The organism is Mesorhizobium sp. A556, assembly GCF_054489545.1.
Map to the genome: position 1 here is coordinate 132,663 of NZ_JBTMXA010000010.1, position 26,054 is coordinate 158,716.

At 59.7% G+C, this 26,054-nt stretch carries 22 protein-coding genes and 2 pseudogenes; 16 read left to right on the forward strand and 8 right to left on the reverse strand.

The features are described 5' to 3' along the window. Positions 1–43: 43 nt before the first annotated feature. From ACX3P0_RS18940 to ACX3P0_RS18990, 11 genes are all read left to right on the forward strand, one after another. Positions 44–1,078, forward strand: coding sequence for an amino acid ABC transporter substrate-binding protein (locus tag ACX3P0_RS18940; RefSeq protein ID WP_459090884.1), 1,035 nt, complete (start codon positions 44–46; stop codon positions 1,076–1,078). Positions 1,079–1,145: 67 nt separating this feature from the next. Further along, on the forward strand, positions 1,146–2,309 hold the full coding sequence (locus ACX3P0_RS18945) for an ABC transporter permease subunit (RefSeq protein WP_459090886.1): 1,164 nt from the start codon (positions 1,146–1,148) through the stop codon (positions 2,307–2,309). A 1-nt stretch (position 2,310) separates the two neighbouring features. Further along, complete coding sequence (locus tag ACX3P0_RS18950; protein WP_459090888.1) at positions 2,311–3,384, forward strand: amino acid ABC transporter permease; 1,074 nt, start codon at positions 2,311–2,313, stop codon at positions 3,382–3,384. Between the two features lie 10 nt (positions 3,385–3,394). After that, positions 3,395–4,159: an amino acid ABC transporter ATP-binding protein gene (locus ACX3P0_RS18955; protein ID WP_459090947.1), complete on the forward strand. Its 765-nt coding sequence runs from the start codon at positions 3,395–3,397 to the stop codon at positions 4,157–4,159. A 53-nt stretch (positions 4,160–4,212) separates the two neighbouring features. Further along, positions 4,213–5,637 carry an FAD-binding oxidoreductase gene (locus tag ACX3P0_RS18960; protein ID WP_459090889.1) on the forward strand — a complete coding sequence of 475 codons (1,425 nt, stop codon included), beginning with the start codon at positions 4,213–4,215 and terminating at the stop codon, positions 5,635–5,637. Positions 5,638–5,734: 97 nt separating this feature from the next. Further along, positions 5,735–7,405, forward strand: a complete 1,671-nt coding sequence (locus ACX3P0_RS18965) for a thiamine pyrophosphate-binding protein (protein ID WP_459090891.1) — start codon at positions 5,735–5,737, stop codon at positions 7,403–7,405. Beyond that, complete coding sequence (locus ACX3P0_RS18970; protein ID WP_459090893.1) at positions 7,402–9,498, forward strand: hydantoinase/oxoprolinase family protein; 2,097 nt, start codon at positions 7,402–7,404, stop codon at positions 9,496–9,498. Before ACX3P0_RS18965 ends, ACX3P0_RS18970 begins: the two co-directional genes overlap by 4 nt. A gap of 38 nt (positions 9,499–9,536) precedes the next feature. Next, positions 9,537–11,153: a hydantoinase B/oxoprolinase family protein gene (locus ACX3P0_RS18975; RefSeq protein ID WP_459090949.1), complete on the forward strand. Its 1,617-nt coding sequence runs from the start codon at positions 9,537–9,539 to the stop codon at positions 11,151–11,153. After that, positions 11,150–12,370: a pyridoxal phosphate-dependent aminotransferase gene (locus ACX3P0_RS18980; protein WP_459090895.1), complete on the forward strand. Its 1,221-nt coding sequence runs from the start codon at positions 11,150–11,152 to the stop codon at positions 12,368–12,370. Before ACX3P0_RS18975 ends, ACX3P0_RS18980 begins: the two co-directional genes overlap by 4 nt. Continuing rightward, entirely contained in the window at positions 12,367–13,185 is an 819-nt protein-coding gene (locus ACX3P0_RS18985; protein WP_459090897.1) for an NAD-dependent epimerase/dehydratase family protein, read from the forward strand. Before ACX3P0_RS18980 ends, ACX3P0_RS18985 begins: the two co-directional genes overlap by 4 nt. Next, the gene (locus ACX3P0_RS18990; protein ID WP_459090899.1) at positions 13,182–14,387 is read left to right on the forward strand and encodes an NAD(P)/FAD-dependent oxidoreductase; all 1,206 of its coding nucleotides are present in this window, start codon (positions 13,182–13,184) and stop codon (positions 14,385–14,387) included. The genes ACX3P0_RS18985 and ACX3P0_RS18990 overlap by 4 nt, the downstream gene beginning before the upstream one ends. Before the next feature lie 488 nt (positions 14,388–14,875). On the opposite strand, the pseudogene ACX3P0_RS18995 reads toward ACX3P0_RS18990, so the two are convergent. Continuing rightward, positions 14,876–15,391: pseudogene (locus ACX3P0_RS18995) on the reverse strand (LysR substrate-binding domain-containing protein); the annotation flags it as partial. A gap of 217 nt (positions 15,392–15,608) precedes the next feature. Between ACX3P0_RS18995 and ACX3P0_RS19000 the strand changes: the two are divergent. The 4 genes from ACX3P0_RS19000 (at position 15,609) to ACX3P0_RS19015 (ending at position 18,916) form a co-directional block, all read left to right on the forward strand. Next, the gene (locus tag ACX3P0_RS19000) at positions 15,609–15,737 is read left to right on the forward strand and encodes a hypothetical protein (protein ID WP_459090901.1); all 129 of its coding nucleotides are present in this window, start codon (positions 15,609–15,611) and stop codon (positions 15,735–15,737) included. An 82-nt stretch (positions 15,738–15,819) separates the two neighbouring features. Beyond that, a complete protein-coding gene (locus ACX3P0_RS19005) occupies positions 15,820–16,671 on the forward strand; it encodes a hypothetical protein (RefSeq protein ID WP_459090903.1) in 852 nt (283 codons plus the stop codon). 167 nt (positions 16,672–16,838) lie between these two features. Beyond that, entirely contained in the window at positions 16,839–18,599 is a 1,761-nt protein-coding gene (locus ACX3P0_RS19010) for a serine hydrolase domain-containing protein (protein ID WP_459090905.1), read from the forward strand. 104 nt (positions 18,600–18,703) lie between these two features. Beyond that, the gene (locus tag ACX3P0_RS19015) at positions 18,704–18,916 is read left to right on the forward strand and encodes a hypothetical protein (protein ID WP_459090907.1); all 213 of its coding nucleotides are present in this window, start codon (positions 18,704–18,706) and stop codon (positions 18,914–18,916) included. Positions 18,917–19,115: 199 nt separating this feature from the next. Here ACX3P0_RS19015 and ACX3P0_RS19020 read toward each other — a convergent pair whose 3' ends face one another. The 3 genes and pseudogenes from ACX3P0_RS19020 to istA all read right to left on the reverse strand — a co-directional run. Next, positions 19,116–19,514: a tautomerase family protein gene (locus tag ACX3P0_RS19020; RefSeq protein WP_459090909.1), complete on the reverse strand. Its 399-nt coding sequence runs from the start codon at positions 19,512–19,514 to the stop codon at positions 19,116–19,118. A gap of 42 nt (positions 19,515–19,556) precedes the next feature. Further along, a complete protein-coding gene (locus tag ACX3P0_RS19025; RefSeq protein WP_459090911.1) occupies positions 19,557–19,973 on the reverse strand; it encodes a MarR family winged helix-turn-helix transcriptional regulator in 417 nt (138 codons plus the stop codon). Positions 19,974–20,029: 56 nt separating this feature from the next. Then, a pseudogene (gene istA / locus ACX3P0_RS19030) lies at positions 20,030–20,948 on the reverse strand (IS21 family transposase); the annotation flags it as partial. Between the two features lie 244 nt (positions 20,949–21,192). On the opposite strand from istA, the gene ACX3P0_RS19035 reads away from it, so the two are divergent. Next, positions 21,193–21,924 (forward strand): hypothetical protein, encoded by a 732-nt coding sequence (locus ACX3P0_RS19035; protein WP_459090913.1) that lies wholly within the window; start codon positions 21,193–21,195, stop codon positions 21,922–21,924. On the opposite strand, the gene ACX3P0_RS19040 is transcribed toward ACX3P0_RS19035, so the two are convergent. The 4 genes from ACX3P0_RS19040 to ACX3P0_RS19055 all read right to left on the reverse strand — a co-directional run bounded on the left by ACX3P0_RS19040 (position 21,921) and on the right by ACX3P0_RS19055 (position 25,989). Next, on the reverse strand, positions 21,921–22,970 hold the full coding sequence (locus ACX3P0_RS19040) for a hypothetical protein (RefSeq protein ID WP_459090915.1): 1,050 nt from the start codon (positions 22,968–22,970) through the stop codon (positions 21,921–21,923). The genes ACX3P0_RS19035 and ACX3P0_RS19040 overlap by 4 nt on opposite strands. Next, positions 22,967–24,001, reverse strand: coding sequence for a hypothetical protein (locus ACX3P0_RS19045; RefSeq protein ID WP_459090917.1), 1,035 nt, complete (start codon positions 23,999–24,001; stop codon positions 22,967–22,969). Before ACX3P0_RS19045 ends, ACX3P0_RS19040 begins: the two co-directional genes overlap by 4 nt. Beyond that, on the reverse strand, positions 23,982–24,716 hold the full coding sequence (locus ACX3P0_RS19050; RefSeq protein WP_459090919.1) for a hypothetical protein: 735 nt from the start codon (positions 24,714–24,716) through the stop codon (positions 23,982–23,984). The genes ACX3P0_RS19045 and ACX3P0_RS19050 overlap by 20 nt, the downstream gene beginning before the upstream one ends. A 478-nt stretch (positions 24,717–25,194) precedes the next feature. Further along, complete coding sequence (locus tag ACX3P0_RS19055; RefSeq protein WP_459090921.1) at positions 25,195–25,989, reverse strand: hypothetical protein; 795 nt, start codon at positions 25,987–25,989, stop codon at positions 25,195–25,197. Positions 25,990–26,054: the final 65 nt, after the last annotated feature.

The window sequence follows — 26,054 nt, forward strand, 5'->3', positions numbered from 1 at the left end:
CAACAACAACAAGACCGAACAACCTCAACAGTGGAGAAAGACCATGAGCATGACAAAATGGGGGGCCGCTGCATTGGCGCTTGGCCTCGTGCAGTTTTCGATGCCGGCCGAAGCGGCGGGCGGAAAGACGCTCGAAACAGTGAAGGAGCGCGGCGTGCTCAACTGCACGGGCCACGACGGCTCCTATCTCGGCTTTGCCGAGGTCGACGACAAGGGCAACTGGAAAGGTATGGACATCGACCTATGCCGGGCCGTGGCGACGGCCGTGCTCGGCGACCCGGAGAAGCTGAAAATCGTCCCGATCAGCTGGGCCCAGCGCTGGCCCTCGCTTCAGTCGGGCGACGTGGACATCATCATCAAGGCTTCCGGCGGCACGCTGAGCCGCGACACCGAACTGGGTCTCCAGTTTTCGATGTCCTATTATCTCGGCACGACCAAGATAATGGCGCACAAGGAGCTTAACCTGACGTCCCTGAAGGATGCCGATGGCGGTTCCGTCTGCATCCCCGCAGGCACGACCCAGGAACAGCAGATTGCCGCTTACACCCAGAAACTCGGGATCAAGCTCGAGCCCGTGGTCATTGAAAAGACCGAGGAACTTGAACAGGCGTACTTCTCCGGCCGTTGTGACCTCTACACACAATGGGGTCCGGTGCTGGCGATCGCGCGCATGGCGAAAGGCAATGTCGAAGACCATGTGATCCTGCCCGACGTTCTCGCCGTCGAGCCGGAAGTCATGATCATGCGCCAAGGCGACGACAATTGGATCGACATCGCCAACTGGACGCTTAGCGCGCTTCTGTTTGCCGAGCAGGAAGGCATCACGTCCAAGAATGTCGACGAGTTCAAGGCCAAGCCGACCTCGCCGCAGGTGGCCAAGTTCCTCGGCGTGACGCCCGGCATGGGGACCGGCCTCGGCCTGTCCGACGACTGGGCCTACAATGTCATCAAAAAGGTCGGCAGCTACGCCGAGATTTTCGACAACGACCTCGGCGTGAACTCGCCCTACAAGATGGATCGCGAACTGACCAATTTGTGGAACAATGGCGGCGTGCTGTTCCCGCTGGTGATAGACTAACCGGTCGTGGGCTCCGCCGGCCACGGGTGGCGGAGCCCACAGTTTCCTCCTGCAAAGGGCCGATCCAATGGGTAGCCTGCTGAGAAATCAGAAGGTCCGCAACGCGTCGCTGCAGATTTTCTATGTCGGAGCGCTTGGCGGGCTGCTGCTTGCCGGCATCCTGATCGCGCGTCGCAACCTCCAGGCGCAAGGCATCACCTCCGGATTCGATTTCCTGTTCAAGTCGACTGGCTGGAACCTGAATTTCTCGCTGTTGCCGGCAACGGCAATGGACCCCTATTGGTGGTACTTCCTGATCGGCATTCTCAATACCCTGTTCCTCGGCACGATCAGTCTCGTGCTGGCGACGATCGTGGGGGCGATCGTCGGGCTTGCGCGCACCTCGTCGAACGAACTGGCCAGGCTTCTGGGGCGCACCTATGTCGATATCTTCCGGAATATCCCGCTGATCCTGCAGGTGTTCTTCTGGTACGCGGTCATCACGCATCTGCCCTCGCCAAGAGCCGCCCAGCAAAGCTGGGGTTCCTTCCTGACCAGTCGCGGCCTGTACGTCCCGGCCCCGAATGTCGATTCGCTTACCCTTGCGGTCGCCCTGCTTGCCGTGCTTGCCGGCATCGTCCTGCCGCTCTGGCTGGGACGGACATCGCAGATCGACCGCGCGCTGGACCAGAGGCTTCCCCTCCAGTTGGCCAGCAGCGCTGCCGCACTGGCGTTCGCGGTGCTCATCCTACTTGCCGGCCGCCTGCCCGATACGCCGTTTCTGGATTTCCCCTCGCTCCAGGGCCTCAACCTGCGGGGCGGGCTGCGTATTCCTCCGGAATTTTCCGCGCTCGCGGTCGCAATTGCGATCTATGGCGGCTCCTATATCGCCGAAATCGTGCGCGGCGGCTTCAAGGCCGTCGGCAAGGGCCAGATGGAGGCGGCCAATTCGCTCGGCCTCACCGCCTGGCAGGTTTTCACGCTCGTGCGCCTGCCGCTCGCGCTGCGGGCCATGCTGCCGATCCTGGCCAACCAGTATGTGTGGCTGATGAAAGCCACCACCATGGGCATCGCGGTCGGCTTTTCCGACTTCTTCATGATCGTGGCCCTGACAATCAACCATTCCGGCCAGACGCTGGAAGCGATCGGCATCCTGATGGCTGGCTTCCTGATGATCAACCTGACGCTGGCGGCCCTGTTCAACCGCATCAACAAAGCAATCGCCCTCAAGGGCAACCAGTCGAGGGGATAGGATGACCGTTCTCGCCCCGCCCGCCCCTACCCCGATCGAAGACCTCAAGCGGCGCTTCTTCGCCACGCCCCTCCAGGCGGCCGTGTCGCTGTTTTCGCTCGCCGTCATCGTGTTTGTCGGCTGGAAGCTGCTGAACTGGGCCGTCTTGTCCGCTGTCTTCACAGCCAGCGGCGGCGCGGAGGCGTGCCACGCGGCGGCCGGTGCTTGCTGGTCGGTCATTACCGCCCGCTGGCGGATCATCTTCTTCGGCCTCTACCCGTTCGAAGAGCAATGGCGTTCCGCGCTGGCATGCGTGACCGTCGTAGCCATGACCGTGCTGAGCTGCATTCCGGCCTTCTGGACCGGACGCCGCATCGCCATCGTCTGGGGGGTCGGCACCGCGCTCTTCTACGGGCTGATGAAGGGCGGCGTCCTTGGTCTTGCCTATGTCGGGGAAGAGATGTGGGGCGGCCTCGCGCTCACCTTGTTCATCTTCGTCACCACCTGCCTGATCGGTTTTCCGCTGGCGATCTGCCTTGCGCTGATGCGCCGATCGGGACTGCCCTGGATATCGCGGGCCACGGGCGTCATCATAGATGCCGTCCGCTCGCTGCCGCTGATTGCGATCCTGTTCACCTTCGCCATCGTGCTGCCGTTCGCGATGCCGCAATGGCTGCAAGGCGACAAGCTGTACCGGGTGATTCTCGGCTTTGCGCTGTTCTTCTCCGCTTATCAGGCGGAAATCATCCGGGGCGGCATGCAAGGTGTTCCGGGCGGCCAGGAAGAGGCGGCAAAGGCGCTGGGCCTCGGCTACTGGCATTGCGTCGGCCGCATCCTGTTGCCGCAGGCGATGCGCAACGCCCTGCCAGCGACGATCAATCAGTTCGTCATCTCCTTCAAGGAGACCTCGCTGGTGGTCATTATCGGCTTCTTCGAAATCCTGGCCTCGGGCAACGCCGCCTATGGAACAGGCGAGTGGCGCTTCGCCTATGTCGAGGTCTATGTCTTCATCGCCCTCATCTACTTCGTCTTCGTCTTCAGCCTGTCCCGCTATGGCGCCTACCTCGAATGGCGCATGGCGGTGAATGAGCGATGAGGTTCTCTGCATGATCGATTCCGGTTCCCCCCAACTGCAGACCATCGCCGTTCACGTCGATCAGGTGAACAAATATTACGGCAGCTTCCAGGCCCTGCATGACATCAACCTGACGGTGAAACGGGGCGAGAAGATCGTGGTATGCGGCCCTTCCGGATCGGGGAAATCCACCCTGATCCGCTGCATCAACCGGCTGGAGGAGCATAGTGCCGGAAGGATTGTCGTGCTCGGCACTGAACTGAACGACGATGTCGGCAACATCGACGGCATCCGCCGCGAGGTCGGCATGGTGTTCCAGCATTTCAACCTGTTTCCACATATGACGGTGCTGGAAAACTGCGTCCTTGCTCCCCGGCTCGTGCGCAAGACGCCCATGGCCGCGGCGGAAGCCCTTGCCCGACAATACCTGGAGAAGGTCCGCATTCCCGAACAGGCGTCGAAATATCCCGGTCAACTGTCCGGCGGGCAGCAGCAACGCGTCGCCATTGCCCGGGCGCTCTGCATGCAGCCGCAGATCATGCTGTTCGACGAACCGACTTCGGCGCTCGATCCCGAAATGATCTCCGAAGTGCTCGACGTGATGACGACGCTTGCCTCCGAAGGCATGACGATGATCTGCGTGACGCATGAAATGGGATTCGCCCGGCGCGTCGCGGACCGCGTGGTCTTCATGGACAAGGGCGAGATCGTCGAGCAGGCGCCGCCGGAACAGTTTTTCACCGCCGCCGGCAACGAACGGACCCGACTGTTCCTGTCCCAGGTTCTGAATGATTGAATGACGGAAATGGTAGATCCGGGTTATTCCGGGTCCGTCTGCGGGATGTTTTCATGGCCGAACTGACTGGGCAACTGTCGAGTGTTCTTGGGACGAAGGGGTGGCTTTCAGGCCCCGACACGCAACCCTATGTCCGCGATTGGCTCGACCGCTACGGCACTGAACCCGTGGGCGTCGCAAGACCTGCCAGCACGCAGGAAGTGGCGCAGGTCGTGCGCATCTGCCACCGTGCCGGCGTCGCAGTCGTCCCGCAAGGCGGCAATACTGGCCTTTGCGGCGCTGCCGTCGCCGAGCGACCGGGCACGGTCGTCCTGTCGCTGTCCCGGATGGCCGCAATCGGACAGCCCGATGCCGATAGCGGCTCGATCCTTGTCGAGGCCGGCGTCGTGCTGGCCTCGCTCCATGACGCACTGGCGCCCCACGGCCTCATTTTCCCGATGCATCTGGGCGCCGAGGGCAGCGCGCGCATCGGCGGCCTGATCGGCACCAATGCAGGCGGCAGTCACGCCCTGCGCTACGGCATGATGCAGGATCTCGTTCTCGGCCTGGAAGTGGTCCTGCCCAACGGTCAGGTCTGGAACGGCTTGCGCGCCGTGCAGAAGGACAATGCCGGCTACGCGTTGCGAAAACTGTTCTGCGGCTCGGAAGGCACGTTGGGCATCGTGACGCGCGCCGTGCTCAGGCTTTTCCCCGAGCCACGGCAGCGGGCTACTGCCTTGCTCGTTCTCAGGGACTATCGGTCGGCGATCGCCTTCGGCACGTTCCTGCGTGGCGAGGCGGGCGAATTCTTGTCCGCTCTCGAGTTCTTCTCCGATCTTGGCCTGGAACTCGCCCTGAAGCACCTGCCGGACCTCGCCTTTCCGCTCGGCGCGCGCGGCGCGGTCTATCTGCTTGTCGAATTGACGTCGAGTTCTTCGCGCGTGCCGCTGGACGACATCCTCGCCTGCGCCCTCGAAGCGGGCATGGAACAGGAACTGGTCGCGGACGGCGCGCTGGCCATGTCGTATGCGCAGCGTGAGCATTTCTGGCGGCTGCGCGAGGAACAACCGGAAGGACAGCGGCTGGAAGGCGAACAGCTCAAACATGATATTTCGGTGCCGCCGGGCAAGGTCGGACAATTCATCGCGGCCGGGGAAACTGCCTGTGCCGGCCTGTTGCCGGGCGTTCGCGTGAACCCGTTCGGCCATCTCGGCGACGGCAACATCCATTACAACCTGTCGCCTCCCGTGGGCCAGGTCGGCTTCGACGGCAAGGCAGGTGAAATCGGCCAGGCCCTGGCGGCGCTGGCCACCGGGATGGGCGGCAGCTTTGCCGCCGAACACGGCCTCGGGCGCTCCAAGATCGGCTTGGCCGACGAACATCGAAGCGCCATCGAGCGAGATCTGATGGCCCGGTTGAAAAAAGCACTCGATCCTTCGGGGACCATGAACCCTGGCGTCCTCGTTCATGACGGTGGGGAAAGGAAAACTTTCGAATAGACGGCATTTCTTCGTTTCGCCGCGCTCCGGCAGCGTGCACGGTCCTGGCAGACGCGAAATCCTGTCATCACACTCGCGGCCCGGATGAGGACCAACCATGAAACGCAATGGCGGCCGTCTTCTTGTCGAAAGCCTGATCGCCCTTGGCGCGACGAAGAGCTTCGGCGTACCCGGCGAAAGCTACCTCGCCGTGCTGGACGCCTTGCACGACACCAGCGGAAAGCTGGACTTTGTGCTGTGCCGCAATGAAGGCGGCGCGGCATTCATGGCCTCCGCCTACGGCAAGCTGACCGGCTCACCGGGGATCTGCTTCGTCACACGCGGTCCCGGCGCGACCAATGCCTCGATCGGCGTGCATACAGCCATGCAGGACAGTTCGCCGATGATCCTGTTCGTCGGCCAGGTTGGGACCGACATGAAGGGCCGTGAGGCTTTCCAGGAGGTCGACTACCGCGCGGTCTTCGGGACGCTCGCCAAATGGGCGGTCGAGATCGACGACGTCGAGCGTCTCCCCGAAATCGTGGCGCGCGCCTGGACGACCGCGCTGACCGGCCGGCCCGGCCCCGTCGTGGTGGCGCTGCCCGAGGATATGCTGACGGCGATGACGGAGGCCGCGCCCCTGGCCGGTCCCGCCGACATCTTCGAGGCCGCACCCTGCGCGGAGGCGGTGGCCTCCGTCCGCACCATGCTTGCCGGCGCGCAACGGCCCGTCATGCTGATCGGCGGCGCCAACTGGAACGAGAAGGGGCGCAGGGCGTTGCAGGCGTTCGCGGAAGCCTCCGATATCCCGGTCGTGGTCGCGTTTCGCTATCAGGACCAATTCGACAATTTTTCACCCGCTTTTGTCGGCGAGGCCGGCGTCGGCATGGTGCCGCATGTCAGGGCGCTGCTGCGCGAGGCCGACGTGATCCTTGCCGTCAATGTCCGCTTCGGCGAGATGACGACGGACGGCTACACGCTGTTGTCCGTGCCGGAGCCGCGCCAGAAACTCATCCACGTTCACGGTTCCGACCGGGAGATCGGCAAGATCTACGTACCCGCGCTCGGCATCCATGCCGGCCCGAACGCGTTCGCGGCCTCCCTGTCGCCGGTCGAAGGCTCCTGGGCCGATTGGCGCAGGAAGGCACGCCAGTCTTATGAAGGCACGCTCGATGCTCCCGCCCAGCCAGGTCCGGTCGACATGGTTGCGGTCAGCGCATGGCTGCGTGACAATTTGCCTGAAGACGTGATCGTCACCAACGGCGCCGGCAACTTTACGGTCTGGCCGAACAAGTTCCTGAAGTTCGGTCCGAAGGCGCGGCTGCTGGCTCCGCAATCAGGCGCCATGGGGTACGGCCTGCCGGCAGCGGTCGCCGCCAAGGTGGCGTTTCCGAAGCGCACGGTCGTCTGCTTCGCCGGCGATGGCGACTTCCAGATGAACTGCCAGGAACTCGGCACCGCCATGCAGGCCGGCGCACAGCCGATCGTGCTGATCCTCAACAACGGCATCTACGGCACCATCCGGGCGCATCAGGAGCGTCACTATCCGGCGCGCGTGTCGGGAACCACGATCGACAACCCCGATTTCGTCGATCTGGCCAAAGCCTACCGCTTCCATGCCGAACGCGTCGCTTCCACCGACGATTTCCCGGCGGCATTCGGGCGGGCGCTAGCGTCCGCCACCGGGGCGGTGCTCGAACTGGCGATTTCGCCGGACGCGCTGACACCGCGCCAGACCCTTTCCCAGATGCGCGATGCCGCGCTCGCCTCGCAGAAGGTCCCATCATGACTTCCAGGAAAGACGACGTCCGTCTCGGCGCCGATATCGGCGGGACGTTCACCGACATCGCTCTCGACATACGCGGCAAGATCTTTTCCTGCAAAGTGCTGACCAATTATTCGGCGCCGGAGCAGGCTATTCTCGACGGCATCGAGATCGTCACGCGCGACGCGGGGATACCGGCTTCCGAGATCGGCATCATCATCCACGGCACGACGCTGGCCACCAATGCGCTGATCGAGCGGCGCGGCGCCAGGACGGCGTTGGTGACGACCGAAGGCTTTCGCGACGTCATCGAGATGCGAACGGAAAACCGTTTCGAGCAGTACGACCTGAACCTCAGGCTGCCGACCCCACTAATCCCGCGCGAGCACCGCTTCACGGTCAAGGGACGCATCGGCGCCGAGGGGCAGGAACTGCAGCCACTGGACGAACCCGCGCTCGAGAGGCTGGCGGGCGAGATCGCCGGCGGCGGATTCGGCGCGGTCGCCATCGGCTTCATCCACTCCTACGCCAACCCCACGCATGAACGCCGCGCCCGCGAAATCCTCGCGGCCAAGATCGATGTCCCGATCTCGATCAGCGCGGAAGTCTCGCCGCAGATGCGCGAGTTCGAGCGCTTCAACACGGTCTGCGCCAACGCCTATGTGCGCCCACAGATGGCCGACTACCTCGCCCGCTTGCAGGTGCGCCTGAAGGACATGGGTGCAGATTGCCCGGTATTCATGATCCATTCGGGCGGCGGCCTGATCTCGGTGGAGACGGCGTCGGAATTTCCCGTGCGCCTTGTCGAATCGGGACCGGCGGGGGGCGCGATCTTCGCGGCCGACATCGCCCGGCGCTTCGGCCTGCAAAAGGTCGTCTCCTACGACATGGGCGGCACCACGGCCAAGATCTGCCTGATCGAGGATTTCGTGCCGCGCACGGCCCGGACTTTCGAGGTCGCCCGCACCTACCGCTTTTGCAAGGGTTCCGGCATGCCGATCTCAATTCCGGTCATCGAGATGATCGAGATCGGCGCAGGCGGCGGCTCGATCGCTTGGGTCGATGCGATGGGCCGTATCCAGACCGGACCGGAAAGCGCCGGCTCGGAACCCGGTCCCGCCTGCTATGGGCACGGCGGCGAGCGCCCGGCGATCACCGATGCCGATCTGGTGCTCGGCAAGCTCGATCCCGACAATTTCGCCGGCGGCGCGATCCGGCTCGACACCAGCGCTTCAAAACGGGCGATCCTGAGAGATGTCGGGGAAAAGCTGTCGCTCGACGCCATGTCCGCCGCCTTCGGCATCTGCGAGGTCGTCGACGAGAACATGGCCAATGCCGCACGCGTTCATGCCGTCGAAAGCGGCAAGAACATCTCCGACAACATCATGATTTCGTTCGGCGGCGCGGCCCCGCTACACACGGCGCGGCTGTGCGAAAAACTCGGCATCGACCAGTGCCTGGTGCCGCAGGGCGCCGGCGTCGGCTCGGCCATCGGCTTCCTGAGGGCGCCCTTCGGCTATGAGGCGCTCGCCTCCCGGCTCACACGGCTGTCGCAGTTCAGAAGCGCCGACGTGAACGCCCTGCTCGCCGACCTCAAGGCCTCGGCGGAAAGCTTCGTGCGCGCCGGCACCGACGGCCATATCGTCTGCGAGATCACCGCCTTCATGCGCTATGCGGGGCAGGGCTGGGAAATCCCAGTCCCCTTCCCCGACAAGCCGTTCGGCGACGATGCCGCCTGCGAAGTCGAGAAACTGTTCCGCGCCAACTACGAGCGGTTCTTCGGCCGCGCCATCGACGGGCTGGACGGGCTGGAGATCGAGATCGTGACCTGGTCGGTCAGAGCGACCGATGAAAGACCGGCCGTTGCCCGGCATTCCCTGACCGCAGGCGAGCGCAGCGTGCAGCCGACCGTCACGCGGGCCGTATTCGATCCGGAGACCGGCTCGACGCTTTCCTATGCAATCGTCGAGCGCGACTCTCTTGTGAGCGGCGACCGCGTCTGCGGCCCGGCGGTCCTGGTCGAGCGCGAGACGTCCACCGTCGTCACCTCTCCCTTCGATGCCGTCATCCAGAGCGACGGCGCCATTCTTCTCACGCGCAAAGGCAGCCAGACATGAGCGACGCAAGCATGAGCCGTTCTGGCACGAGTTCCGGCATGAGCAACATCGCCGAAATCCGCATGCAGGTCATGTGGAACCGGCTGATCTCGGTCGTCGAGGAACAGGCGCTGACGCTGCTGCGCACGGCCTTCTCCACATCGGTGCGCGAGTCCGGCGACCTGTCCGCCGGCGTGTTCGACCCGCGTGGCCAGATGCTGGCACAGGCCGTCACCGGCACGCCCGGCCACGTCAACACCATGGCCGAGGCGGTCCTGCATTTCATGGGTGAAATTCCCCGCAAGGAGATGTTCGAGGGCGATACCTACGTCACCAACGATCCGTGGAAGGGCACGGGCCACCTGCACGACATCACCATGGTATCGCCATCCTTCCTGGACGGCGAACTGGTGGCCTTCTTCGCCTGCACGGCGCATGTCGTCGATGTTGGCGGCCGCGGCTTCGGCGCGGACGCCAAGTCGGTTTACGAGGAAGGCATCCAGATCCCGATCATGAAATTCGCGGAGAAAGGCGCGGTCAACCGCGATCTAGTCCGCATACTGCGCACCAATGTCCGCGAGCCGAACCAGGTCGTCGGCGATTTCTATTCGCTGGCTGCCTGCAACGAGGTCGGCCATCGGCGGTTGGTCGGCATGATGAAGGAGATCGGCCTCTCTTCGCTAGACAATCTCGGCGAATTCATCTTCTCGCGCACCCGCGACGCCATGCTGGAACGCATCAAGGCGCTGCCGAAGGGAAGCTGGTCGAACGAACTGACAACCGACGGCTATGACGCCCCGGTCAGGCTGGCGGCGGCCGTCTCCATCCACGACGACCATGTCGAGGTGGATTTTTCCGGCACCGACCCGATGAGCCGATGGGGCATCAACTGCCCGATCATCTACAGCAAGGCCTATGCCTGCTATGCCCTGAAATGCGTGGTGGCCCCCAACATCCCGAACAACGCAGCCTCGCTTGCCTTCTTCACCGTGTCGTCGCCCGTCAACATCCTAAACGCAGTGCGGCCGGCGCCGGTGGCGCTGCGGCACATCTTCGGCCACATGGTCCCGGACCTGGTTCTTGGCGCGCTGGCCAAGGCGCTACCCGGCCAGATTTTGGCCGAAGGCGCGGGCGCGCTGTGGAACATCCATATTTCGGTGAGGCCCACGGCAACAGAAGGACGTCACGCCGAGGTGCTGATGTTCAATTCCGGCGGCATGGGCGCACGCCCCGGCCTCGACGGACTGTCGGCTACCGCCTTTCCATCCGGCGTGCATACGATGCCGATCGAGGCGACCGAGCACACCGGCCCGATCGTCATCTGGCGCAAGGAACTGCGCCCCGGTTCCGGCGGCGACGGCGAGTTTCGTGGCGGGCTCGGCCAGATCATCGAGATCGCGCCGATGGAGGGCCATGAATTCGACTTCTCGGCCATGTTCGATCGGATCAATCATCCGCCGAAGGGCCGCAATGGCGGCAAGGACGGCGTCGCCGGCGTGGTGAAGCTTGACGATGGAACGAAGATGCGGCCCAAGGGCTGGCAGCATGTGCCGGCCGGCCGCCGGCTGATCATGGAACTGCCGGGCGGCGGCGGCTACGGCGACCCGGCAAAACGCAACCCCGAAAGCCAGGCCGAAGACAGGCTGCGGGGATATGGAACGGAGGAAGATCGATGAACCATGTCGCTTCACGCCTGTCGGCGGTGAAACCATCCGCGTCCATGGCGGCGTCCATGGCCGCAAAAGCCCTGCGCGCGACCGGGGTCGATGTGATCGATCTTGGCCTCGGCGAACCCGACTTCCCGACGCCTGTCCATATCGTCGAAGCGACCTACAAGGCAGCACTTGCCGGTGAAACGCTCTACACCGCCTCCGGCGGTACGCCTGCATTGCGCAAGGCAGTAGCGGACAAGTTCGTCCGCGAGAACGGCCTCGACTACGGCCCCGACGACATCGTGGTCGCGAACGGCGCGAAGCAGATCATCTTCAATGCGCTGATGGCGACGCTGAACCCGGGCGACGAAGCAATCCTGCCGTCGCCCTATTTCGTCTCCTACCCGGAGATGGTGAAGCTTTTGGGCGGCGTCCCGGTGATCGCGGAATGCCCTGCCGAGGCGGGCTTTCGCCTGACGCCGCAGATCCTGGAGGCGGCTATCACACCCCGGACAAAATGGCTGTTCCTGAACATGCCCGGCAATCCTTCCGGCGCCGTCTATTCGGCGACCGAACTGGAGGCGTTGGGCGCGGTGCTGGCTAGGCATCCGCAGGTTCTCGTCCTGTCCGATGAAATCTACGAGCACATCATCTTCGACGGCCGGGATTTCGTCTCCTTCGGCAAGGCCTGCCCGGAACTGAAGGACCGGACGCTGATCGTCAACGGCGTCGCCAAGGCCTATGCCATGACCGGCTGGCGCATCGGCTATGCTGCCGGCCCCGCTTCGCTCGTCAAGGCGATGAACACGGTGCAGAGCCAGTCCTGCACCTCGGTTGCGGCTCCCATGCAGGCGGCCGCCCTTGCGGCACTAACCGGGCCGCAGGACTGCGTGGCGCAGTTCCGCGCGGCCTTCGAGCGCCGGCGCGATGTGGTTGTCGCGGGCATCGCCCAGATAGAAGGGCTGACCCTGCCGCCGCCGGAGGGTGCATTCTATGCCTATATCGGCTGTGCCGACCTGATCGGCCGCAAGACGCCGAAGGGTATCGTCCTGACCGACGACGTGGCGGTGTCGGACTATCTGCTCGCCGAAGGGCATGTGAGTTCCGTTCCCGGCACGGCCTATGGCCTGCCGCCCTTCTTTCGCATCTCGACGGCAACGTCCGACGAGATCCTGATCGAGGCCATAGCCCGCATCGGGCGTGCGGTGGCCGCCCTCCAGCCTGCCGAGGTCACCGCATGAACCCGCACTTCGACACCATCCTGCTGACCGGGGCCGCCGGCCGCCTGGGGACACATCTGCGCCGGGGCCTCGCGCCGCTGACGCGGCGGCTGAGGGTCTCGGACAGGTCGGAGATCGCCGACCTGCAGCCGAACGAAGAAGCGGCCGTCTGCGACCTCGCCGATGCCGATTCCGTCCTGAAGATGACTGAGGGTGTCGACGCCATCGTGCATTTCGGCGGCGCGCCGCTGGAGACGAACTGGCAGACCATCCTCGACGCCAACATCCGCGGCAGCTACAATATCTATGAGGGCGCGCGGAAGAACGGCGTCAAGCGCGTCGTCTATGCTTCCTCGGTGCACGCCATCGGCTATCACAAGGTCGAGGACCATATCGACGCAAGCGCGCCGCACCGGCCGGATAGTCTTTATGGCGTGTCAAAGTGCTTCGTCGAGGATTTGAGTCGCCTCTACTGGGACAAGTTCGGCATCGAAACGGTGTGCTGCCGCATCTTCTCGTCCTTCGACCAATACACCGACCGGCGGCTGCTCTGGTCGATGCTGACCTTCGACGATTGCGTGCGTCTGGTCGAGGCGAGCCTGACCGCGCCGCGCGTCGCGCATTCGATCATCTTCGGCACATCGAACAACCGGCACAAAATGGTCGACAACCGGCTGGCAGGTCATATCGGCTTCATGCCGCAAGACAGCACCGAACCCCATCGGGCAGATGTCGAGGCCCGCCTGCCTCGAGCCGACCCGGCCGCGCCGGCCGTGCGCCATCTCGGCGGCTGGTTTGTCGATCTCGGCCACCCCGATGACGAAGCCAAGAAATGAAAGACCGCTATGATGTCGTTATCGTCGGCGGAGCCGTGATCGGCTCAGCGGTCGCCTATTTCCTTTCCATCAACCCGGACTTCAACGGATCGATACTGGTCGTCGAAATGGACCCTACCTATGCGAAGGCGTCGACGTCGCTTTCGTCCTCGTCCATTCGCAACCAGTTCTCGAACCCCATAAACGTAAAGATCAGCCAGTTCGGCACAGAGTTCATCCGCAGCTTCGCAGAGACGATGCAGGTGGGCTCGGACAAGCCCGACCTCGCCTTCCATGAAGGCGGCTATCTTTTCCTTGCCAGCGCCGAAGGACAGGCTCAGACCCTGCGCGAGAACCACGCCGTCCAGAGGGCCTGCGGCGCGGACGTGGTGCTGTGGCAGCGCGACGAACTTGCTGCCTCGTTCCCGCATCTGAATGCCGGCGACATCGTTCTTGCCTCCTACGGCCGCTCTGGCGAAGGCTGGTTCAACAACACGGGCCTGATGTACGGCTTCAGGAACAAGGCCAAGTCGTTCTGTGTCGAATACATCAAGGACGAGGTTATCGCCATCGGCCGGGAAGGCGCCCGCATCACGGATGTGACCCTGAAATCCGGAACTGTGGTCTCAGCCGGCGCCGTGGTCAACGCTTCGGGGCCCCGTGCCGCGCTGACAGCGCGCATGGCAGGTCTCGACGTTCCAGTAGAGCCGCGCAAGCGCACCCTGTTCGTCTTCGATTGCGCGCAATCGCCAGAGGGCTCGGCCGCTGTCAACAAAGGCCGCCTGCCGTTGATGATCGACCCATCCGGCGTCTTCTGCCGCCCGGAAGGCCGCTTCTTCTTGAGCGGCGCGACGCCTGTCGAAGACCCGTGTGTCGACTGGGACGATTTCGAGCCTCGATACGAGGAGTTCGAAGATATCGTGTGGCCGGCGCTGGCCGCGCGTTCGCCAGCCTTCGAGGCGATCAAGGTCGTTAACCAATGGGCCGGACACTACGATTTCAATACGCTCGATCACAATCTGATTGTCGGCCCGCACCCAGAGGTGCGCAATTTCTTCTTTGCTAACGGTTTTTCCGGGCACGGACTTCAACAGGGACCTGCGGTTGGACGCGGCGTGGCCGAGCTTGTTGTCTACGGCGGTTTCCGCACCCTCGATCTGTCGGAAGTCGGCTACCAGCGGATCATCGAGAACCGACCATTTATCGAGAAAGCTGTGATCTGATCACTTCACAGTGGCCAAACTGAATCCTGCTAAGTTGAGCGCGCTGCGCGGCTCGATTGTCTGAGAGGCCGGTTTCGGATCACCGGATCGTAGGGATTATAACTCTAGTTTCCAAATATTTTTTGCGGTCTTACCGACGACGACGCTGACCAGTTGCCATCGCGGGTAATTGGATAAATCCCGAATGCCCTTTTATGCGACTTTTCGAATACGAAACATGAACGCTGCGGCGCAACGGGATTGATTTTCGCTTCGCCACCTGTCTCTTTTGCGCTACGAGCGGCCAGTCGGAGGCATGTTCTGGAACGACTGCATTGGGGCCGCTTACAGACGATCCGCTTTCAGGACCTACTGTGCGGATAGCAGCCATTCGGCAATCCCCCATTTCGGACGTCAAGCCAACACGATTAGCTGCCAGAAGCGGACACAAAGTCCACACCCGCATGTAGCCTGAGCATCATATCGCCTCCCCGCTAGAGAACCGCGTACTATGAGCGGAAGCGTAGTGCCTCGATGAACTTGATGAATGCAGGTGAGTTCTGACGCCGGCTTGGATAGTAGAGGTGAGATCCGTCGAAGGTGGGCAACCGGACGAGTTGGCGCGACTTTAGGTAGGGCTTCACTATGTCTTCGGGGATGCAGGCTAGGCCGGACCCTGCAACAGAGGATATGGGTACTGCTGCCGAAAGTGAGCTGGCCTTCGACTCTCACGTTCAGGCACCTCCCTTCCTGCTCGAACTCCCAGGCGTAGTGGCCCCATAGGTCGGCAGCCGCAGGTTGATGCTGACGTGCTCCGTCAGATCATGCGGCGTCTTCGGCAGAGGTCGACCCATGAGGTATTCAGGTGAGCCCACTACGGCCATGCGCCAATCCGGACCGATGCGAACCGCCACCATGTCCTTGGCGAGCTGCTCACCCAGTTGCACGCCTGCATCGTAGCGCTACGACACGATGTCCACGAAACCGTTCTCGGCGATGATCTCGAGCTGGATATCGGGGAATTCGCGGGTGAATCCGCTGCCTTGTCGGCCTGTCGAACGCGCCGCGCATGGCGGTGAACAAATCCTAGACGACGATGAACATCGCGGCGACCATAAGCGTCGCGCTGTACTGGCTGTGGATATACGTACGCAACCAGCGCAGCGCCCGCCTGATCACCCAAGGTCGCAACGACGAGAATTTCAGCTGAAAACCCTGTGAGAATAGCGCGGCTGCCAAGCCGTGCACGCGCTGCCTCTCATTCAAGACGACCTGATCAAACGGGATGAAAACGACGAATGGGTCAGCGATCTGGGCAACCGCTATGAGTTCGACGTCGAGTTCGTCGAGGCGTTGATGATCGTTTTTTAACCCGATTTTGTGACAACTTTGGGATCGGGTTTTGGGGCAACGTTCTGGTTCTGAAAAGAATCGGGGGACTAAGGGGAACATCATGTTCAAAATTTTGGCGGGCACGATTGTGGCCGGGATCGCGCTTGGGGTGGCTGTCCCTCACGCTTCGGCTTTTGAGCGCACATATACCGACGTCAAAGATTGCAGGTCGATCGACCTCCGGCAGGAGGAATTCATCCACGCATGCAAGGGGCCGAATGAGGTAAATGCCGTTCTCTATTATTTCGACGGCCGCGCCGTGCCCATGTTCGGGGAGGCGGGAGGATGGTTCGACGACGAGATAGGTGGCGAACCGTACAATGCTGACGAGGAGCCGCTCACGGTCGGCGGCAAAGGCAAGGTTTACGGTCCGAAGATTGAATGGACGCTAGCCGAGGGCGGACGCCCTTGTGCGGCAACCGTCAGGATTGGGACCAACAAGGGCAGCAGGCTTGTTGTCACCGCTCTCGGTGACCGCAAAGGACGGGTCGGCGTCGTGAAGGGCAACAAGGAAGCCCAGGCGAAAGCTGACGGGGCCTGCAAGGAACACGGTGCCGCACCTGCGCCGCGGGAGTTTATCGAGATGAAAACCGAGGAGCGTCAGGCAGACGACCCGCTGCTGAAAAGGCTATGGGGCAAATATTATAAAGACGCCATCATGCCTGGTGAGGAGAAGCGCATTTACGGATTCGTGGGGGAAGTCCGACTGGAAGACGGGCGACTCGTTCAAGCGTCCATGTTTCCGGATCGCATGTACTGCAACATCAATAAGTGCCCCGTGACGGTCCTTATCGATGACAAGATCGTCTCCGAGGAAAACCTGCTCTGCGATACCTTCGACATAAATATCCTGAAATCAGGCGACATCCTGAAGTCATGCGGCGAGGAGATTTCGCTGGTTTCGGGGCAATAGCCGACGTCGCGACCGTGTCAAAATCCATATATGGGGACGGTGCCGGATCATAATCCATATCGATGGACCATCTTCTGGAATCGTCAACTGGATTTCGCAGAACGCAAAGCGACGGTCTCCCTTCGCTGATAGCCTTCCCTTGCGGGAGCTTAAACGAGGAGAGAAGTATGCGGGTATTCAAGGCGGCACTTTTGGCAACATGTTTGTGGTGGCCAGTGGTTTCTTACGCGGCGGATCGAACCGATCTGACGGTTGCCGACCTCACGAGTGATCAGCAGCCCTCAGGAATCGTTCAGAACTCGTCGTTCCTGCCATCGGCCGAGGCCCAGGACGCGCATGCGCCGTTCACGGGTACCATCTCTCTCACCGAAACGGTGATGACGACGGAGCCTGCCAAATTCAAGACTAATGACGTGATGGGAAAGGACCCGGCGATTTTCCCGGCTGCCGTGCTCTCGTTCGTGACGCATGAAGGCGATCTGGTGCCGACAACGCAGGATGTGCTGCGCTACGGATCGACACCGGACGGGAAGTCGTATTGGGACATCATCGTACAGGCAGGCAAGATTTGGTCGGAACCCGGCGATGCCGGTTGGTCGCGGGCATCGTTTCCGTTTTCATTGATGCATTCGATCGAGGGCGAGACCCACAATGGCGTTGCCATGTTCTTGTACAAAGATGGCCAGGTCTCCGGTCTTCGCTTTCAAGTGCTGACGGAGACGGCTCCCTTCTACATCGAAGACTATTTCACGGCAGTTGGTTTGGCTGACGCGGCTCTCAGCACCGACAAGATAGCGAACGAGGACGAGGTCAAGGCTACATACGCGCAATCTGTTGCCGATGCCGAAAAGCTGGGTACTTGGGCCGATCTCGAGGCGAAATTTGGCAAGGAGTATGTCGAGGCGTTTGACTCCGATATCAATGCCGACGAAATCGTCATGGACGGCATTGGGGTGGACGGGACGTTTTACCTGAAATCGTGCCCGACGGGGGCCGGCGAACTTCCATATTGCGACCGCCAGAGGTTCGGCGTCTGGTCAGTTACGAAGGCGGCCAGTAACGCCAGTGCCATGCTTCGCCTTGCTGAGAAATACGGGCCGAGTGTCTTCGACGAGAAACTCGTCGACTACATCACCGAAGCCAAGGACGTCCCGGGTTGGGAAAAGACGACCTTCGGCGACATGTTGAACATGGCAAGCGGTATGGGTTGGGGACCGCAGGAAGAGAAGCCGTACCAGATCAGCGATCCTTTCGGAGACCCCTACTACGCTTGGTATGAAGCCAAAACCGTAGAGGGGAAGATCGAGGCAACGCTCAAGGCAACGAAACCGTATTCTTGGGGCCCTGGTAAGGTTGCCAGGTATCGTGACGACGATATGTTCCTGATCGGGGAGGCGATGACCCGTTACATGAAAAGCAAGGGGGAGCCGTACGCGAATATCTGGGAGATGCTCAAGGAAGAAGTCTACAAGCCGATCGGTATCCACTACGCGCCGATCAACCGCACGATCGAGCCTGATGCCAAGAATGACCAACCGCTGATGGCTTACGGGTATTACCCGACAATCAGCGATCTCGTGAAGATCACCAAGCTATACCAGAACGGCGGAAAATTCGGCGACAAGCAGATTTTGAACACAGAGATGCTTGCCGATCTCAAGCCAGCCGAGAAGCCCGTCGGTCTCCACACGGGTGATCCGCAGCGTCCATTTTATCGGAAGGCATTCTGGCGTGGCCACATGGATTCGAGAAACGGCTGCAGTTTCTATTATCCGACCATGCTGGGCTGGGGCGGAAACTTTGTCCCCATGTTCTCCAAGGACGTATTTGCTATCCGGCTCGCGAAGGATTGGGACGGTGATGCGGGAGCAAGCAGGATGGATAGTCTCGAAGTGGTGGCCGATCACGTGAGTGATCTCTGTCAGTAACAAAGTCATGCAACCCCCTGGGCAACACACCGTCTGGGGGTGGCTTGTGACCATAAACCAATATCTGGTCGCGTCCGCGTGTCAAAATCCGTACCGTGACGGTCATGAAAACTTTCGGCGACGTCATCGACGCTGGATTCAAACTGCGCTGCAGCTGCGCGAACTGCAGCCGCGATGAATTCCTGGAACTCAGCCGTTTTGACCGGGATCGCGCTTGGGTAGGCAAAACATTCCGCTGCCGTTGCGGTAGCGAGGCCACGGTGAAAGTCATCGATCCGAAGGCTGAGGCTTACAAGCGGCAGACCGAGGGCTGGTGATCATGGACATGGTGTCTAGGATCAGGCCAGTCGGCGACCAACCCCCAGCCTTCCCCCTCTACCCGGTTACCGATCAGGCGGCAGGCTTTCCCAAAAGGCCTGTCTCCACCTTTCCTTGGCAACTTCGATGATGGCTTCGTGGAGTTCCGCGCCATCTGGCTATGGATGCAGTCGGCAGGCCGGCGCGTGGGGAGGCCCTTCATGCAGATGAATTATGATATCGCCACTCTTGAGTCCTGCCGCCAAAGCCATAGGCATCCGCCCGGACGTCTTGTACGTAGATGTAGCTCTCCTCGTGTAAATCGCCGAGGAGACGCGAGAATCCATCGAACGCCTCTTGAACGTAGCGAGCCTTCTCGGCCTTCGTGTTCGTTTCATCGGTAATCTTTATGTCGAAATAGACGCTCGACTTTCCCTGCTCTGCGAGACTTTTGCCAGCGGCATACCAGTCACGCGCGTCAACGTAGTCGATAGCGATGGCCGTGACCGCTGGGTTTTTGCCGAGAATGTTTGACGTGAGATCCGTAAGGAGCTTCACGATCTCGCCGGTCAGCTGATCTGAACGGGCGGCACCGATTTTGACGTTAAGAATGGGCACTTCTCTCTCCTATAGTTAGCTATGCAATTATTTGGCCGAAAATCAGCCGACATCGGTCGAAATTGTTTTCACCTGTTCCACGAATGACGTGAATTCCGAATTGCCGAGTTTTGCCTTCAAACTCCTGGTGATCTCACCGCTTGCGGCGTTCAGACCGTCCTTGATCTTTTGCGCTTTTTCTGTCGGACGAATCTCGCATTCACGGCCATCTCGTTTGGTTGGATGGCGCTCCACAAATTCGCGTGCTTCAAGCCCATCGATCGCACGCGTTGCGGTTGCTCGAGCGATCTTCAATTCATCGGCCAACTCGCTTGGCAGCATCCCGGGTTTGGCCAGAATGGCTCGCAACATGAAACCCTGCGGCGGCGTCAAATCGAAGGGCTTGAAGGCCTTCGTCCAAATCCGCTCCAGCTGCCGACCCAGCGCTTGCGTGTTGAAATATATGCACTCATCAAACATGAATGCATTCAATCGGAGTTTAGTTGTATATGCAATCACTTTTTTGACATCAGCAGCTGGTCACACGCATCGAAAGGCGAGGCCGGCAACGCGCGCATCGCAGCAAGATCGCGCTGCAACCGTTCTCCAATCCTCTCGCTCTCACCCCTCAGCCTGTCGCGCTGACGATTGCGGCATTGCTCCTCCAGCCAGGTGTTGAACGCATCCCATGTCGCAAACTGCGGGATAGGCACCATGAAGTTGCGCCGGGCATAGCCGACAAGCCCCTCGACGTTCCCCTTGTCGTTGCCTTTCCCCGGACGGCCATAGCGGTCCCGGATCAGATAGTGGGACAGAAACCCGCTGAACAGCGTCTCCCGCTTGCGCGTGCCGTCAGCCAGGATCTTGGCCACAAGGCACCGGTCGTTGTCGTAGACGATCGACTGCGGCACGGCCCCCGAAGAAGGAGAACGCATGGATGTGGCCATCGACCCAGGCCTCCGACACTGCCGCCGGATAGGCCCGTACATAGCAGCCGTCGCTATGCGGCAGATCCAACACGAAGAAATTCGCCTTCCGCTCCACGCCACCGATCACCACCGTCGCCTCGCCGAAATCGGCCTGCGCATGCCCTGGCGGATGCGCCAGCGGCACGAACACCTCCTGGCGACGCTGATCCCGCTCGCGCATGTAATCCTTGATGATCGTGTAGCCGCCCGTGAACCGGCACTCGCCCCGAAGACGGTCGAACACCCGCTTGGCCGTATGGCGCTGCTGGCGCGGCACCTTCATGTCCTCATCGAACCAGTGATCGATAGTCGCAACGAACGCATCCCGCTTCGGCCGTCGTACCGGTGCCCGGCGCTGATAGCCGGGCGGCGTCGAATACGACATCATCTTGGCCACGCTATCGCGCGATATATTGAAATGCTTTGCAGCCTGACGCCGGCTCATTCCTTCAGAACAGGCCAGACGAACCTTCAGATACAGTTCCACGGTATAGATCCCCAACCCTCCTGCTCGTGTAGCAGAAGGAATAGGTGGCCGGCTTTTACGCCGCCCGCGCAGGGACTATCCCGGCGTTACCGTGGTAGGTTTTTGCACTGACGCTCTCATTCACATCAGTCGCGTGTGCTGCAAGCCCTGGTCGGGTGAGATTGAGTTTTGTCATTTGAAAATTAACGCCTTAGCCTCCAATAAAGTATCCAGGGTTTGTATTTGGCGTTTGGGGGCAAGAAGAATGTCATTATCGGTCAAGAATATACGTAATATCGCCGCTGTGCTTGCGTCAACGGCTGTTGCGATCACAACCTCGGCCCGAGCTGACGTGACCGCCCGTTATGGAGAATTGCAGGCTGTCATTGACGCAATCAATGACCCGGATCCGCTGATGCGCTTGGCGCAGTTGGAGGAAATCCTGCAGAAGGGCAATGCAACAGAAGTTCAGTTGGCAATCAGGACGGCATTTGAAGTTGATGATCCCAATGTGCGCTCGCTGGCTCTTCGAGCGCATTTTGCAAGCTTCCGAACGTTCATTGTCTCCGCTGAATTACCTGGAGAAGTCAAGAATATTGTTGATGGAAACGACCAGAAAGCTAAGGATCAATATTATAGATCCCACGGAGACTATTTAGAATTCCTGAACAGAATTGGCTATCAATTCAGCTTTTCATCCGAATATCCAGCAAATACGGATCTAGAATTCCAAATAGAATCGCTCAATAATAATCCAAAAAAGAACAACCAGGAAATTTATGGTGGAACAGGCAGCATCCGTGGCGGATTGATCAACATTGCAACGGATGTCAGACCTAATAATAATAATACTGCTATACACTGCAGCTTCGAATTCTTAGATTACAGCGCCTTCACCCTTAAAGGATTCGCATCATGCGACATGGCGGGCGGATTTCAATTTCCTGTAGCGCTCCATCTCTTCGACCAGGACAAGCCAACTGTAGCGGCTGATTAGTGAGCCGCTTCGATAATTTCCAACCGATGGATTTTGTAGCGAACGTCCTCGCGGCCCGTCAGAGTTACACGTAGCCGGGTCGCACGGCGAGTTGCCATGTTGCACGCTAGATCGTCAGTGAGAGGGCATCGGACGCCTGGTGAGAATCCACCATTATCTCTCGCTGTTTCGATGATGAGGCTCCCGTTGCCGCTCAGGCCCTCACCCTGAATTTGCACCCCTTTCACTACAGTTCCCTTCTCGGCATCCAGCAAAAAAACAACTCTGTCGGGTGCGGGTGCAACTTCTAGTGCCGATTGCCCATTGATAAAGGCACTTAGACCAGCATCTTTCTCTGTAATCCGCCCCCGTGTGATCACCAAATTCTTCGCAGATGCATTTTCTGCGGCTTCGGGTAACTGAGGTGTCGAGTTCAGTTTTTGCAATTCTGACGCAATCAGATCATACCGCATGGCAATTCCGATGCCCTCTTCGGTATCGACCTCGAACAGCATCGCAATTGGCCGTCCATTATGCGTGACCGTTCCCCCACTCATGCCCTTTTGGAAGCTGACTTGAGGATCGACGGGTGCCAATGCGATTACTCCGCCACCTGAATCGTCGCGTGACACCGCACGCAGAGCGACAGATATCGATTGCCTTTCAGTCGGTGTTGCGATGCCTAGCTCGGCCTGTTTGATGCCGTCGATAATTGGTTGCAATGGGGTCGATCGTATTCTGTCACGGCTGCAGCCATCTTTTGCTATCTGCCCGCCGACAGAGATGAACGCCAAATCCAAATCAGGATCATTGGCCCCCACAGGGGAGTGGGTAACGTGGATCCGATTGAAGCTGTCCAGCAAATCCGGCGTGGATAGCTTGCCGTCAGATGTTTCAAGAACGTGTCGGGGTGTTGCCACCATACATTTTCCCGACGCATCCAGGAACAGCCAGCCTTGTCCAAAGGTATCGTCGCCTCTGGACAGCAGGATGGTCTCGGCCGACGCCAAGCCGACAAATCCAAATGTCAGCACGCACGATAGAAGGATGGCCTTGAAATTTGTCATCCGTTTTTATCCAGATCGCTCTGCACAGGAGGATCGATATCCAGAGGCGTTGAGTTCAATTCAATTGAGGGTGGGTCGTCATTTTGCGATTCAAGTTCCGGGCGGGATAGCGACAAACTCACCACGCTCATGCTGATGGGCCATAGTAACGCCAAGAGAACCAAGGTTAGCTGAATCGCCAAAATGTTTGGATCATTAAGCACCTGGGCAAAGAGCCCGATTTCAATTCGGTTTGTATTTTCCTTAACACCAGGGGTGGATATCTGAAGCTCTGGAGTCTCAGTCGTGACATGAACACCGAGGCCGTCTTCATCGGACAATGAAACATATCCGAACAATGCCGTATCTTCGGCCGCCACGTTCGACGATTGCCCCCCGTCACCTGGTCGATGGCTCTCGATATAGCCCCCCGATGGGATCGTAAGCGGTTGGGTGGCCGGATACATGGCTCCGCCTCTAAATGGCCCAAGATCGATCGTGCGGCCAAAGACGTCCAGGGACCCCGACAATAGAATTGGCCCCGGGCCGTCGCTTCTCATCGCGAAAGCAGAACCGATCTTTCCTGGTCCCCATATCGGAAAGCGATTTGAAACCAGGTCCCCGCACTCAGCATCCATATAGAGAACCAACTCGCCATCAAAGCCAGCGACACTGTTCTGGTCAGAACGATGCTCGCCCTTCCCGTCGATGGATATCTGTATGACGCTCTTTTCAATCCGTTGATACGTGACGGTTGACATCACATCCGGGATGATCGCCCCGCCGACACATTGGCCATCTCTACTCACCCCGCGGTCATCCGGCCAGCTGCTGATCTTCAGACCAGAGCCGTAAATGATCGCGAGTTCGGGGTTGAAAACGTTGTAGCTCAGCACTTCGCTGCGAGCATTAATGATGGCAAAGGTCTGGGGATCGCGAACCATATGGATCACAAGGACGGCTAAAGCCGAGAGTACGGCTGCGAGCAGGAAGGAAATACCGACCCGCCCCCACGCCAGTGATCGAAGACGATTATTCCAGGTGAACGGCATATTCCTGCTCCGTAGCCATGCCAGTTAGACCACGGACACCGATAGCTAATTTATAGTCGCCTTGCTTCGTAATTGCATTCGCAGGTATGCGGCACAGATGAGAAAACGTCACCTTTGCACCGCCATCGGGTTTCTTGCATTTCACTTTTTGAACAATATTTCCGTCTGCATCCGACAAGGTAGCGCTTACCTTGCTCTGGCTGACATTCACCGAAGCGATGAGTTCGGCATCTTCTTTCTTGTCTCCGAGCATTCCTGGGACGTAGGTTTTTCCAGATGCCTCATTACAATTTTCCGAAAACATCGCGAGGACCAGCAGGCTGCTGGCATCGTAAGCTTTCAATTGCTCTTCATAAGATGTTGGGATCGGCACCCTTGGGGCAATGTTGAAGCTACCTTTGGCGCGATACAAATTGGAGGCCCAATAGCGACCGTCATCCGATGTTATCCGTACACAAACCGAGTTAGCGGTGGCATCAAGCGGGTGAGAATACGATAAACGGAGTTGTTTGAGGTCCAGCTTGTTCAAGCTCGACGCATAAGCCAATCCGGACAGAAATTGACCATTAACCTGCGTATTTCCTGCAAATCGTTCGGTGAACTCAGGCTGATTTGCCAATTCCAGCATGACATCGTCCTGCTGTGCACTCGCGCTCGTTGCCAACAGCGTCAAAAATCCGAAATAGAGAAAAGTATTGCAAGCCGATTCTAGCACCTAAAGACCTCCCGCTAATGTTCCATGAACCAGGAACTACGACGCATTGATGCTGACAGAATCATCTTTAAGAAACGTGTCAACGACAATTCAAATCGTTATGATTATTATGCCTTTGGCAAAGTCCGGTAGTTATGATCGTGCTTTTTGGACGGCAGGCCAGCGGGTATCACTAAATGAATGCCTTCTCTTTCGACGATCTCATCGGGAAAATCTGCCGACCTTGCTTGAGGGTCGATGCGCTTCAGGCGATTGCTCAGCAGATGGTGACATTTTCGCTTCTTCTAGGAGAAGGCACCGCAATCTGCAGAATTACATGCCTGAATCTACGGTAGCTTATGGGGAAGCCATAGAGGCGCCTAGGAAGGCGACAAATGGGCGCAAACCCGCCGATGGCCTTGGTATCACGCGGCAAAATCTACCGGATGTGAGTTTGGTCCGGGAAAGCGGCTCCATATCGGAATTCTCCTCGTCCAGGCTAATTTGGATCATAATCCGTGCGCACATACTCGAGGCGCGCTCCCGGCAGGTTGAGTCCCCAGCGGCGCGCAACAAAAAATTCGAGCGCTTTCCGCGTTTCGATGCTGAGCAACTTGCCCTCGAACCCGTACTCGCGCCTGACAGCCGCGACCTGTTGCTCGTTTAATGTTGACTTGGGCCGCAGCCACACGCGTGCCCGGGTTGCCCACTCTTGATCGACGGGTAGCTGATCACTTCTGAATCTTCGCTCGAAAGGATCGCTGTCGCCAATGCGGATCGGCAGATAGTTCCGATACTCTTGATGCTTATAACTGAAGGCTCGGACATAGACGCTCTCGCCGTCTGATAAAAAATGGCGAGGTGCAATCCACTGGCCATCATTGTCGGCCGAGGTCATTGAGGCGTAGTGGATATATACCTCCTCGCTCGCGACCAACGCTTGGTAGAGCTGGGCGACGATGTTTTCATCTGCGCGCCTTTCTGGCTGAGGCAGAACGTTCGATAGACCTGCGGTCTTCTCCAGGAAAACGTCCTGGAAGGCCTCTGCAGTCCGCGCAGGCGCAAGTGACCGGTGCAGGGGGGTGGCAAAGTAGGCGCGCCGCACTGGGTCGTACAGCGGGCCGTGCTCCCCTGCGCGCAGGAGATAAAGCCGAAAATCTAGCGCGGCTTGAGCCTGCGAAATTGCAAAGCGCTCGATGAGATCGCGTCGATTGGCCATGCCTCGCCACGTCAAGCAGCGGTCGAGAAAAATCAAGCGCTCGCGCTGCGCATGTTTGAGATCGTCGAATATCATCACCCGGCGAATCTAGCTTGACTCGAAGGTGGCGTCCATCTACGAATTACACGTATAAAAAATAG